Source organism: Ferroplasma acidarmanus Fer1 (genome assembly GCF_000152265.2).
Taxonomy (GTDB): domain Archaea; phylum Thermoplasmatota; class Thermoplasmata; order Thermoplasmatales; family Thermoplasmataceae; genus Ferroplasma; species Ferroplasma acidiphilum.
In genome coordinates this window covers 257,984-269,994 of sequence record NC_021592.1, presented here as the reverse complement: position 1 = coordinate 269,994, position 12,011 = coordinate 257,984, and the positions used below count along the sequence as shown (strand labels likewise).

The 12,011-nt window shown below is 35.0% G+C and carries 12 protein-coding genes; 5 read left to right on the top strand and 7 right to left on the bottom strand.

Annotated features, from left to right (window positions below):
* Window position 1: 1 nt before the first annotated feature.
* The 4 genes from moaA to surE form a co-directional block, all read right to left on the bottom strand.
* On the bottom strand, window positions 2–949 hold the full coding sequence (gene moaA / locus FACI_RS01120; RefSeq protein WP_009886247.1) for a GTP 3',8-cyclase MoaA: 948 nt from the start codon (window positions 947–949) through the stop codon (window positions 2–4).
* 77 nt (window positions 950–1,026) lie between these two features.
* Window positions 1,027–1,749 carry an ABC transporter permease gene (locus FACI_RS01115; RefSeq protein WP_019841335.1) on the bottom strand — a complete coding sequence of 241 codons (723 nt, stop codon included), beginning with the start codon at window positions 1,747–1,749 and terminating at the stop codon, window positions 1,027–1,029.
* Window positions 1,739–2,578 (bottom strand): ABC transporter ATP-binding protein, encoded by an 840-nt coding sequence (locus FACI_RS01110; RefSeq protein WP_009886245.1) that lies wholly within the window; start codon window positions 2,576–2,578, stop codon window positions 1,739–1,741. The genes FACI_RS01115 and FACI_RS01110 overlap by 11 nt, the downstream gene beginning before the upstream one ends.
* A gap of 105 nt (window positions 2,579–2,683) precedes the next feature.
* Window positions 2,684–3,493, bottom strand: a complete 810-nt coding sequence (surE, locus tag FACI_RS01105) for a 5'/3'-nucleotidase SurE (protein ID WP_009886244.1) — start codon at window positions 3,491–3,493, stop codon at window positions 2,684–2,686.
* A 291-nt stretch (window positions 3,494–3,784) separates the two neighbouring features.
* Here surE and FACI_RS01100 point away from each other — a divergent pair, with 291 nt between their 5' ends.
* The gene (locus FACI_RS01100) at window positions 3,785–4,090 is read left to right on the top strand and encodes a hypothetical protein (protein ID WP_009886243.1); all 306 of its coding nucleotides are present in this window, start codon (window positions 3,785–3,787) and stop codon (window positions 4,088–4,090) included.
* A gap of 111 nt (window positions 4,091–4,201) precedes the next feature.
* On the opposite strand, the gene FACI_RS01095 is transcribed toward FACI_RS01100, so the two are convergent.
* Window positions 4,202–4,822, bottom strand: a complete 621-nt coding sequence (locus FACI_RS01095) for a hypothetical protein (RefSeq protein WP_009886242.1) — start codon at window positions 4,820–4,822, stop codon at window positions 4,202–4,204.
* A gap of 194 nt (window positions 4,823–5,016) precedes the next feature.
* Here FACI_RS01095 and FACI_RS01090 point away from each other — a divergent pair, with 194 nt between their 5' ends.
* From FACI_RS01090 to FACI_RS01075, 4 genes are all read left to right on the top strand, one after another.
* A complete protein-coding gene (locus FACI_RS01090) occupies window positions 5,017–6,054 on the top strand; it encodes a TDT family transporter (protein WP_009886241.1) in 1,038 nt (345 codons plus the stop codon).
* Between the two features lie 27 nt (window positions 6,055–6,081).
* Window positions 6,082–7,473 (top strand): proline--tRNA ligase, encoded by a 1,392-nt coding sequence (gene proS, locus FACI_RS01085; RefSeq protein ID WP_048074115.1) that lies wholly within the window; start codon window positions 6,082–6,084, stop codon window positions 7,471–7,473.
* 1 nt (window position 7,474) lies between these two features.
* Window positions 7,475–8,113: an HAD-IB family phosphatase gene (locus FACI_RS01080; RefSeq protein WP_009886239.1), complete on the top strand. Its 639-nt coding sequence runs from the start codon at window positions 7,475–7,477 to the stop codon at window positions 8,111–8,113.
* 310 nt (window positions 8,114–8,423) lie between these two features.
* Window positions 8,424–9,839, top strand: coding sequence for an ATP-binding protein (locus FACI_RS01075; RefSeq protein WP_009886238.1), 1,416 nt, complete (start codon window positions 8,424–8,426; stop codon window positions 9,837–9,839).
* A 108-nt stretch (window positions 9,840–9,947) separates the two neighbouring features.
* Here the strand turns inward: FACI_RS01075 and asd are convergent, their stop codons facing one another.
* Together asd and FACI_RS01065 are read right to left on the bottom strand one after the other, a co-directional pair.
* Complete coding sequence (asd, locus tag FACI_RS01070) at window positions 9,948–10,970, bottom strand: aspartate-semialdehyde dehydrogenase (RefSeq protein ID WP_048074021.1); 1,023 nt, start codon at window positions 10,968–10,970, stop codon at window positions 9,948–9,950.
* The gene (locus tag FACI_RS01065; RefSeq protein ID WP_009886236.1) at window positions 10,955–12,001 is read right to left on the bottom strand and encodes an amino acid kinase family protein; all 1,047 of its coding nucleotides are present in this window, start codon (window positions 11,999–12,001) and stop codon (window positions 10,955–10,957) included. The genes asd and FACI_RS01065 overlap by 16 nt, the downstream gene beginning before the upstream one ends.
* Between the last annotated feature and the right edge of the window lie 10 nt (window positions 12,002–12,011).

The window sequence follows — 12,011 nt, the reverse complement described above, 5'->3', positions numbered from 1 at the left end:
ATTACCTCCAGTATGGCACCCTTGCCTCTACAGCTTTCCTGTACATGCTATCAATTTCACTTTCATCACCGAGCATATCTTTTATGTCGAAATAATCATTTTCCCTTAATAAGCAGGTCTTGAACTGGCCATCAGCCGTGAGCCTCAATCTGGTGCAATGTTTGCAGAAATCTTTATTTCGCATGGGTTTTACAAATTCTATCTTTACTTCTCCATAATCGGTTTTAACTGTGTATCTCTCCCTGTTATGCAATGGATTGTGCTCCACATCCATAGCCTGTTTCTGTATTCTCCTTTCTATGGGCTCAAGTGGAACGTGATATTTAAGATACTCCTCACTATGCTCCTTTTCCCTGTTAGCCTCGAATTCTATTAACTGCAGGGTAGAATCATTTTCAGCACAGAATTTTATCATTCCATCAACCTGATCCTCATTGATATTTTTCATAAGCACAAAATTAATTTTTATAGGCCCAAGACCCGCATCCCTGGCAGCCTGTATTCCCTGTTTTACTATGGGAAGAAAGTTTTTCTTTGTGTCTGTTATAAAATGGAAATTGTACTCATCTATTGCATGCATAGATATATTTACCCTATCCAGCCCCGCCTCTTTAAGTCCCTTTGCCAGTTTAGGAAGTTCCACTCCATTGGTTGTTAATGAAATATTTCCGGTAATATGCTTTCTGGTCCTCCTGACAATTTCCAGTATGTCTTCCCTTAAAAGCGGTTCGCCCCCTGTAAATTTAATTTTGTTTACACCATGGCTTGCTGCTACAGCTACAACATTTTCAATCTGTTCCGGAGTCATATATTGCATGCTCCTTTCTGTTCCTTCCATGTGGCAGAATATACAGTGAAAATTGCATATGGCATTTAACTGGATTCTCATACTATTTACTGGCCTGCCAAAGTTATCATAAAGCAGCCCTGAATGCACACTGTTTAACATATAATTTCATATTGCCTGAAAAGTATATAAGCATTTCTTAATGCTTTGATCCAAAAAATGTATAAATATCCGGGTTATTAGTTTTCCCTCCATCGGACAAGTATTCTGGCAAGTATAGTATAGATCACCGTTTCAATTATCATTATGTAAAACATGGAATCCATAGGAACTGAAAGCCCGAATGCACCCTGGGCAATGACCGCTGCTGGCGTTGTAGGCGAAAGTGCTATAATGTATAAAAATGACTTTGGAACATAACTGTATGGATAGAATGTTGGTGGCAATATGCTTGTGATGATGGTCAATATACCGGTTATGCCCCATATATTCCTTAAATGTTTAATAGAACCTGATATTATAAAGGATATAGATGTGGTAGATATTATCAATAAAACCATAACCAGCAGCATCATTGAAGAATCGTACAGGTTGAAAAGATGGTAAGAGAGCCCGAGATAAATATACAGTATTATTCCAGGTACAGAAAAAACCAGATAGCTCAGTGTGAAGGCAGCCATATAATCAAATGGAGAAACTTTGCTCGGAACATACAGATCCTGGATTCTCAATTGAAGCCTGAAAAAGGCTGAATCTCCAGCACCGGAAAGGCCTACAGAACCAACAAATGCAATCAACCCTCCGACAATAGCAAATTTAACCAGGGCCCCATGGCTCAATACAAATACAAGAAAGAGCAAGGTTAAAGGTGTTGCCAGTGAAGCAATCAAATAGGAAGGGCCCCTGAAAATAGTTTTGATTCCATAATACCATGCCATTGACAGTATAAATCTAAGATTCAAGGTCAACCCCCCTTATTATAAATAAATCCTCTATTGATATCTGCTTAATCGAATAATAAAGATTTTCGTATCTGTCTAAATCCGATTTATCCACATATTTTACATATATATTTCCAATTCTATAGGACCCCTGCATCTGCTCCTTAGATTCTATCCTGACTTTACCCCTTAAATCATAGAGGAGTTCATCTGCAGTTCCTGACCCGATGAATTTTCCCGAGTCCATCATGTATATTTTCCTGGATAACTCTGTAGCCTCTTCCATATAATGTGTCGTAAGAACAACATTTCCTGTAAGCTCCTTTATTGCACCCCATGTTTCCATTCTGGATAAGGGGTCAAGCCCGGTTGTGGGTTCATCTAAAAATACAGTTTCAGCATTGCATCCCAGTGCCATAGCAACAAACATTTTTCTCTTCATGCCTCCGGAGAGTATATCAGTTGGGACATCCATCTTATCTCCCAATCCAACAACCTTCAAGGCCATTCTGGATTCCTGCCTGGCTGAATGGAAAGAAAATCCCTTCCCTGTAAGATATAAAAAAACCTGCTCATATGCTGTAAGTATTCCTATAGGAGACGCTTCCTGTGGAATGCTTACTATTTTATTTCTGATTTCTTTAATATCTTTATTAATACTGAGCCCGTCGATGAATGCATCACCGGATGATGATTTCAGCTGTGTGGATAATATTCTCAAAAGAGTTGTTTTCCCTGCTCCATTTTTGCCAATGATTGATACTATTCCACTATCCAGATCCTGGGTTATATGATCGAGGGCTCTCTGGTGTTTGCCATATTCTTTTTCAAGCTCCCGGATTTGAATCATCCTGGGCTATTAACATGAATAATATAATATATTGCATTTCGTAGGGTGACCTGTTATACAGCAATCATGGGCAGAAATTCAACTATCAGGCTCTATTATTAAAATTTATAACATGCTATCTTCATTTTCAATTATCTTTTTTGTTATCCCAGCGAAAAATTTCCTTGTAGGCTCATAATTTTTTACAGTGTGCCCATACACAGAGAGAGGAGTTACGGAAATATTATTTTCCTCCATCAATACGTAGTAATCTGTATTCCTGTCCTGCGTTTTTTCTACGGTATTTCCCAGCCAGTAGTAATCCTTTCCATTGGGGTCCACATTATGCTCAAGATAATCATGGAAAACATTTTCGGCCATGGGGACAACCTTGATTTCTGTCTCATCTGTAATCTGTGCAGGAAAATTAATATTAAGTATATCTGCGTTTTCAGGAAATCCAGATTTTTTAAATTCTTCTATAATATATCTTGAATACATTCCAGCCTTTGAAAAATCAGGTCCTTCATTACCATTTATCTGGTCAGTAACCATTGAAAATGCGATGGACTTTATTCCCTTTAATGCAGCCGCAATTGCAGCAGATATAGTTCCACTGGCATATATTGATCTGAGTGATATGTTAGAGCCTATATTAATCCCGCTTGCTACCAGATCTATCTTTTTGCCCTTTAATATAATATTCTGTGCTACCGTGATTGTGTCAGCAGGATAGCCTGATACACAGTATCCATTAATTCCATATGTTTCCAGTGATTGTATTCTCATAGGCCTTGTAAATGTTATACTCATTCCAGAAGCGCTTCTCATGCTATCCGGTGCAACCATTACGGCATCATCCACCATGGATGCGTTTTTATAAAGCTGCTTTATGCCAGCAGCATTAAAACCATCATCATTTGTAACCAAAATCATAATGCCATAATATACCCATATAATATTTAATAATTATTGTGCATATATTGCTGGAAAAGTGGAAAATTTATCCAGGAACCACAAATAAAGCTGATCATTGGGGATTCGGAAATAGCAAGTTTAATTTATGTGGCATAGCCATTTGAAGCATTTTCAACATAGTCGATCGGGCAGGATTGGTCGTGAATTTAATATTGCAACCGGCAATGAGGCTTCATTTTCATATATAAATGCGGGCACGTATCTAACATGTTAGAGGAACACTTAAATATAACATAGGGATAATATATTATGGAGCCATTTTTATTTAAATCATATGATAGAATATTAGGGATTGCCTGTGATATTGAAAGCCTTATAACTGAATTACAGTGTGTTAGCAATTATGATTATGATGCAGCCAGTTACCACATTATAAATGGGCATATTTCTATGTGGTTAAATTATATGGGTTTTCCTGAACTTGCTGAAAATTTAAAGACAGCCAGATCACCTGATGAAGCTATAAGGATTCTAAAATCTTCTCAAAGATGGAAAACTAGAAGTCCAGAACATGCAGGAAAACACCAGAGAAACATGAAGCAAAAAATGGCTTAATTATAATTTATTATATTTAATTCATGGTTAATTGTCATGCCGGTCTAGTATACATTGAAGTGCATTATTGTAATCCTCAGCATTTTCTGTTTTCATTGCTTTTTAAAGCATTTACACACAATTGTTATCGCCAGCTGCAGATATTGTGTCATTGAATAGTGGTTTTATGGGGTTGTTTACCCTCATCAATGCGCTTTTAACAGTGAACGGGTCATCCGGGCATCCATAATCGGTGCTGGATTCTTCATTATATAATGTGCATTGTTTTTTCTCATATTTTATGCTAAAATCTTTCGTCCCTGAATATTTTGCAAGTACAATTTTAATTCCCCCCGGTTCTACTCCCGTCCAGCCGCCTTCCAGTACAGAATACTTGCTGCCACCTGATAATGTGTAAAGAAAAGCCACAAGCAATCTGGAATCTGAATTTTCTATAACCGCCAGGGGAGCATTATTGGTTCTGGCCGAAACGTTAGCCAGTGGTTCCGGTTCAGTCACGAAATCAACATTGAAATTTTTATAATAAAGCGGATAGAAAGCGTCACCGAATGCATATATCTCAGAAACTTTATTGTTCTCTGTAATTCCCCTTAAAAGTATAAATGATCTTGTGGTACTGCCTGTGTTTTCAAAATTCCACTGTATTATTCCCTTTGCTTTTTCATACCATGTATAATTGACCTTTACCGGATTCTCTATCGCCTGTTCAGAAATAAGTCCCGCTATTCTCATAAATAATATAACAGAATTATACTATAAAAATGTTAACTGTTAAATACGTTTTGCGTAATAATTAACATGAAAGTATATCCTTTGACTTTCCTATTTTGCCAGATAAACTTATATTTAATCCTCCAATTATTGCCGGCTTAATGACCTATTAATAAATAGATGAAATTATTAATAATGTAGTTATTGCCAGTTTAATGGCTTATAAGGGATTGGATTCAACATGGTTTCCCGTTGTTCTGGGAACATTATCTGTTTCACTTGCGTTTTTTATCATATACCTTGTTTTTCACAACGTATTAATTTTTAACATAGGAAAAATAATATATTTTATCGTCCTGATATTTTTTGCTTTTGTATTTGCCTCATGGATTTACAGATATATAAAAAATAAAAAACTTATAAAAGAGGATTATAATGACATGACAAAGTTAAGCTTTCTGGCATTTCTGGGCATATTTTATTATGCCTTTGCCTTTTTCTATGTCGCATATGTAGGGGTAAACGCATTTGTGGCATACCTGTTTTATTATCTTCTTTTCCTCTTTTATATTCTGGTACTGGTTATCAATATAATACTTAATTATAATTTATATACAAATAAGTATAGCTTTGACAGGATAACGTATGCTATTCTTGTTCCAAACGTTGTTATGAGTGCAAATATAATACTTACATCCATTATGTTAACTCCACCAATGTCCGGGTACTATAACACAACAATTCTGCGTACAGTTTATTTTATGGTTATGGTTGCATTTGGGATATCCTTTTTCCAGTTTCTTTTTGTTGGGATTTCAGCATATATTTCACATATAAGCAATAAGCCAAATTATCTTCAGACCGTTCCAGCAGCAATGATTCCTGTGGGAGCTTCAAGCATGCTAATAATAAATATTATGTTCATGCCCCAGTTTAATTACATAGGAATTTTTAATGTTCCACCAAACCTTGCAATAGACATTTCCGTTATATTATGGGGATTCGATTTATTTCTCTTCCTTGTTTCCGGCGCTATAGCGATTACCCACATAAAGAAGAGGCAATCCATGACTGTATGGGCTTATGTTTTCCCTGTTGGTGTATCCACATTCGCAGATTACATGATTTACGACTACACGAAACTGGAAATTTTTGTGTATTCAATAATTGCATTTACCGCAGCCCTTATAATTTTATATGTATATTCCTGGATTAATACATATTTTATAACAGGCAGGCCGGTTAAAAAATAATATATAATGGTTAAAGATAAATGCCAGATGGAAAATAAAAAAATTGATTTCAGTGAATGGTACAATGAAATTATTGACACTGCAAAATTGAGCGATAAGCGGTATAACATTAAAGGAATGAATGTCTGGCTCCCCTATGGGCTTAAAATAATACACTCCATAGATTCGCTTCTCAGGGAATACTCGGATGATGGCGGGATAGAAGAGGTAAGTTTTCCTGTATTAATCTCCAGGGAACAGCTGGAGGTTGAGTTCGAACATGTCAAGGGGTTTGAAAACGAGATATACTGGGTGACAAAGGGCGGAACCACACCACTGGATATAGACCTTGCACTAAGGCCTACCAGCGAGGCTGCAATGTATACAATGTTTCCACTCTGGATTAGATCTCACTCAGACCTGCCATTCAGAATATACCAGATAGTAAATGTATACAGATATGAGACAAAGCACACAAGATCATTTATCCGTGTTAGAGAAATCCATTTTTACGAAGCACATACAGCACATGTGGATTTCGAAGATGCAGAAAAGCAGATGGATGAATACTTAAAAATAATGGAAAGGCTCTCAGATGACCTGTGCATATATTTTTCAATGGATATTCGGCCTGACTGGGATAAGTTTCCAGGGGCTATGTATTCAGTTGCATTTGACACGCCAATGCCAGGGTATAGAAGCCTTCAAATAGGGACAATACACGAATACGGTGAAAATTTCGCTAAAAATTATGGAATAAAATATCTGGATGAGAATGGTGATATGAAATACGTTTCACAGACAACTTTCGGACTCAGTGAGAGACTTATGGCAGCCGTAATAGGAATCCATGGAGACGATAAAGGGCTTGTATTGCCATACAAACTTGCACCGGTGCAGGTAATAATAGTTCCAATACCCTCAGATAATTACGATGAAATAATTGAATATTCAAACGGAATTAAATCAAAGTTGATGGAGATTGGAATCCGGTGCCAGATTGATAACAGCGATTACACACCGGGTTACAAATTTAATGAATGGGAAATGAGGGGAGTCCCTGTAAGAATAGAAATAGGAAAGCGGGAGGTAAACGATAAAACACTTACAATTTCATTAAGGACAAGAAAGAAAAAGATAAAAATTGAGTTAGAAGAGATAAGCAATATGTACCAGTACCTGAAAGAAGTAAATTTAGATATTAAATCAAAAGCATCGGAGTTTTATATGGCAAATAAAGTATTCATTGACAGCCTGGAAAAAATAAAGGAAGATAAAATGGTTACTGCATACTGGTGCGGTTCAAAGGCTTGCTCTGACGAAATAGAATCCTTATCGGAAAAAGCGGCTCTAGGTGCAGTGAGAAATGATGGCACCTCTGGTCCGTGCATTGTATGTGGCAGTCCAGGGAAACTATCCGCGTTTTCGAGGACATATTAGGATGATCAAATTAATTTTCTTTGACATGGATGGAGTACTTACAGTAGAAAAGAGCAGCTGGTTCTATGTGAATAACCGCCTGGGCATAAACAACAGGGAAAATTATTTGAAATATATAAGTGGAAAGCTTGATTACTACGATTTTTTCAGAATGGACATAGCTGCATGGCGCGAAAAATATCCAGAAATCACCATGGAAGAGATAAAAGGCATACTGGATGAGATACCCGTAATACCGGGCATTGAAAAATGCATGGCATACCTGAAGAAAAATAAAATTATATCAGTAATTGTTTCGGGAGGCATCTCATGGCTCTCAGACCGGCTTAAAAACAGTTTTGGAATTGATGAAGCATATGCCAACAGGATTTTTTCTGATCATGAGGGCAAATTAATTCCTGAGGGTGAGGTACAGGTAAATCCAATGAGAAAGGATATAGTAATGGAGAAAATAATGGCAGAGCATAACGTATCTCCTAAGGATTGCATCGCTCTCGGGGATTCGGAATCAGATTATTCTATGTATAAAGCTGTGAATAATTTCATTGCATTTAATAGTGATAGCGATCTTCTGTCCAGAGTTGCTAGAATAAATTTGAGTGGCAATATAGATTCGATTATCGATTATATAAATGAATAAAAATTCCGGATATATTTGGATATGTTAGAAATTCCACATACCAGGTTAATAGCAGTTAAATCCGCATATAGGAAATACGGGTATAACCTGCTTGCTGAATAAGTAAAAGCTATACTGGATAACTGGCATATTCTCACAGCTAAAGCCAGTGAGCTTTCTATCAAGGGATCAAAAAGAAATATGACGAGAAGTTGTTTTATATTTTTTATTTATTTTATATTAAACATAATCTATATTATGATAATTTAGATTATGATAATACAAATTATTAAAATGGAAATATTTATAACATTATAAATCATCTATAACTATGTTCATAGGAAGGAAAAATGAAATAAATTACTTAACTAGCCAATACAGAAACAATGAAAGCTCATTAATATTGATATATGGGAGAAGAAGAGTTGGAAAAACTGCATTAATAGAAGAATTTATAAAATCAAAAAAATACATTTATTTGCTTGCAACGCAGCAGGATATAAATATTATAATAAGAAATTTTTCAATGGAAATGGCCGAATTTTTTCATGATGATATAACCTACAGAAATCCATTAACTAACTGGGATGATTTATTTAAATATTTAATAAAAAATTTACAAAATGTTGATGAGAAAATAATATTTGCGCTTGATGAGTTTACATATTTAGTAGCAAAGGACAAATCTATACTGTCAATTTTGCAGAAATATTATGATTTATATTTTAAAGATATGAAAATTTTTATTATCATAACGGGGTCATTGATGGGAATAATAAACGATAAAATATTAAGTTACGAATCTCCATTATATGGACGGAGAACCGGAAATATATTGCTAAACAAAATGAATTTATGGGAAATTAAAGATTTTTTTCCGTATTATAGTGTTCAGGACCTGATTAAAATTTATTCGATTACCGGTGGACTTCCATATTATTTAAGTGCATTAAAAAATAAAAAGTTCAATGATATAATAAGTACCGTTATTAATAAAAATTCAATTTTTTATAATGATGCATTTTTTATATTAAAAGAAGAACTGAAAGAACCTTCAAAATATTTCAGTATATTGAATATAATTTCAACCGGCCATAATAGAATAGGCGAGATTGCATCATTATTAAATACAAACAGCGGAGAGATCACCCAGTATCTGGACAATCTCATTAAACTCGGAATAATAAGCAAACGCAAACCATTTTTCAGTAATGAGTCAAATAAACAAAGCATATATAAAATAAATAATAACTATTTCAATTTCTTTTTTAGATATATTTTTCCATACCAGAATTTAATAGAAATAGATAATTACAATGTATTATTGAATATAATAAAAAATGATTTTGATTTTTACACATCAAAGATTTTCGAGGATATCTCAAGAAATATACTATTTAAATTTGGCAAAAACCTGACCGGGGATAATATAACAGGCATAGGAACATGGTGGGGGAAAAATAAACTGGAAAATAATGGAAAAAATGAGGAGGAAATTGATATTATAGCTTTAACTGAAGATAAAAATATTATTGTGGGAGAAGTTAAATGGAGAAATAAACCCTTGAAAATTGAAGTGCTTTATTCGTTGCAAAATAAATCTGTTTTTATTAAACCTTATAAATATATATTATTTTCAAAATCTGGTTTTGATGAAAATTTAACTAAACTATCTGAAATAGATAAAAATATAATATTAGTAGATTTAAATAAAATAGGTGAGTTGTTTAATAGCATCCCGGATTAAAATAATCTAAAAAACCAGATATTGATATAATAGAAAACATATTTCACTCGACTAACAGTAAATTCAAAATCTAGATGGAATATATATTTTAGCAAGCACGGAAAATAATTATAATTTCATCTGTTCCATGAGTTCAAGTGTGAGTATTGTAATTCCAGCCGCGCCCCTTACAAGGTTATTGCCAAGTATTACCATTCTCAGATTCCTATCAGTGTATGAAATTCTGCCAACATGGACTTCCATGCCATTATATGTATCTATTGCGTTCTGTGGCCTATCTGCCTCATTATGTACAACTATGGGGTGTGCAGGTGCATTGTAAAGCCCGTTGAAACCTTTCAGGGGTGAAAAATTATTCAGGTTTTTAATAAGTTCTTCTACATCAACACCCTTTTTTATTTCCATGTTAAGGACACCCATATGTCCTACCTTTACCGGAACCCTCACAGAGGTTACAGACATTCTGATATTCTTTCCGTTGATTTTTCCATCCTGCACTGTTCCATACATTTTTGAAATTTCTGCTGGTATCTTCTCTTCTTCTCCATGGATATAAGGTATTATATTGTCATCTATGGACATATATGGCAATCCGGAAAATCCCGCACCACTTATGGCCTGCATTGAAACAAGTGAAATTCTATCGTAATCAAATCCTAAAAGTTTGACCAGTGGCATTGCCATTATTGCAGATGTGCAGTTTGGATTTTTTACGAATTTTGTATCTTTTCCCTCCAGTATCCTCAAATGTTCAAAATTTATTTCAGGATTTATGAGTGGTATATCCTTAGAAAGCCTGTATGGAGATGCATTTGAAATGACATTTATCCCGTTTTTAACAAGTTTTAATTCTACAGGTTCAGCAGCCTCTGGAGGAAGCGCTGAAAGAACATAATCAACATCTTTATTATCCTCCGGTGATGTGGATACAAGCTTCATGTCGCGAAATTTTTCGGGTATGCTTCCGTTCTCTATCCATTTTACAGTTTCTGAATATTTTTTTCCAATACGGGAATCAGAAGCGCTTAGCTTTACCAGTTCTATATATGGATGATCTGCCAGAAGTTTAATCATTTTTTGGCCAACCATGCCAGTTGCCCCGAGAAGTGAGACTTTTATTTTATCCATAATGGCGCCTCTTCGAAATAGTTGCTGTGCTTTATCAGATCTTCATCTACAAGAATGGAGAGTGAAAGAGAATCCATATGATACAGGTGGTCTTTTCCAATTTTAGAAATTATATCCCTGCTTATAGACGGGTCAGAAAGTCCGTGCCCTATAAACACAAGCATATTCTTTCTATCTTTCCTTCCATAATTTGTCATAGCAACGCATTTAATGCTATTCACAGGTTTTTTTGTTATGCGGGTTACACTATCTACATAAAGTGATTCCACAGTAATGTTTATATCTGTTCCAAGAACTGGCATAAAGGTTTTGTAATTAAAGTTCTTAACTCCAAAATATGACATTTTAAGGACTTCACTAAGTGAAACTTCCGCAAGCGTCCTGGAATTTTTGAATAATTTCGGGTCTGATGTCATTATTCCGGGCACGTCTGTAATTATTCTAACATCGCAATTAAGTATGGAAGCTAATACCATAGCTGTATAATCGCTGCCCCCGCGCCCCACAGTTGTTATTTTTCCCTCAATGGTAGCACCATAAAATCCAGGCACTATGGTGAAATCTCCAAAAACACAGTTCTTTATTTTTCTGGCTGTTTCATCCATAAGGCAACTGGAATCTCCATAATTGTTATCAGTTACCAGCAAAGGCTCTATTATATATGAAACATTAAATCCGTTGTCCTTGAAGAAATTATAAAGAACCAGTGTTGACATACGCTCTCCGTATGATATTATATGGTCACGCAAAGAAGGAGAATTTTCCCGAACAACCAATTTTTTCAATTCTTCCCTTATCCCTGCAAGGGTTGATATTATACTATTGTCAAGTTGTATCATATCTGTATGCATGTGGTAAATACTGTCAATAATACCTGTATTTTTTGTTTCGTAGGCTTCTATCAACATATTCGTTACATTCTTCAGGGCGGATGTAACAATAATGCAATTATGGCAGTCTATCAATTTTTGTTTTATAAGGTTTAAATCTTCCTTATTTTTCAATATTGATCCACCGATCTTTACAACTTGCATTTTACCACTT

Coding starts and splice junctions, on each gene's coding strand:
- FACI_RS01065 (WP_009886236.1), bottom strand. CDS start 12,001: ATGCAAGTTGTAAAGATCGGTGGATCAATATTGAAAAATAAGGAAGAT.
- FACI_RS01075 (WP_009886238.1), top strand. CDS start 8,424: ATGTTCATAGGAAGGAAAAATGAAATAAATTACTTAACTAGCCAATAC.
- FACI_RS01090 (WP_009886241.1), top strand. CDS start 5,017: ATGGCTTATAAGGGATTGGATTCAACATGGTTTCCCGTTGTTCTGGGA.
- moaA (WP_009886247.1), bottom strand. CDS start 949: ATGTTAAACAGTGTGCATTCAGGGCTGCTTTATGATAACTTTGGCAGG.
- surE (WP_009886244.1), bottom strand. CDS start 3,493: ATGATTTTGGTTACAAATGATGATGGTTTTAATGCTGCTGGCATAAAG.
- FACI_RS01080 (WP_009886239.1), top strand. CDS start 7,475: ATGATCAAATTAATTTTCTTTGACATGGATGGAGTACTTACAGTAGAA.
- proS (WP_048074115.1), top strand. CDS start 6,082: ATGGAAAATAAAAAAATTGATTTCAGTGAATGGTACAATGAAATTATT.
- FACI_RS01095 (WP_009886242.1), bottom strand. CDS start 4,822: ATGAGAATAGCGGGACTTATTTCTGAACAGGCGATAGAGAATCCGGTA.
- FACI_RS01100 (WP_009886243.1), top strand. CDS start 3,785: ATGGAGCCATTTTTATTTAAATCATATGATAGAATATTAGGGATTGCC.
- FACI_RS01110 (WP_009886245.1), bottom strand. CDS start 2,578: ATGATTCAAATCCGGGAGCTTGAAAAAGAATATGGCAAACACCAGAGA.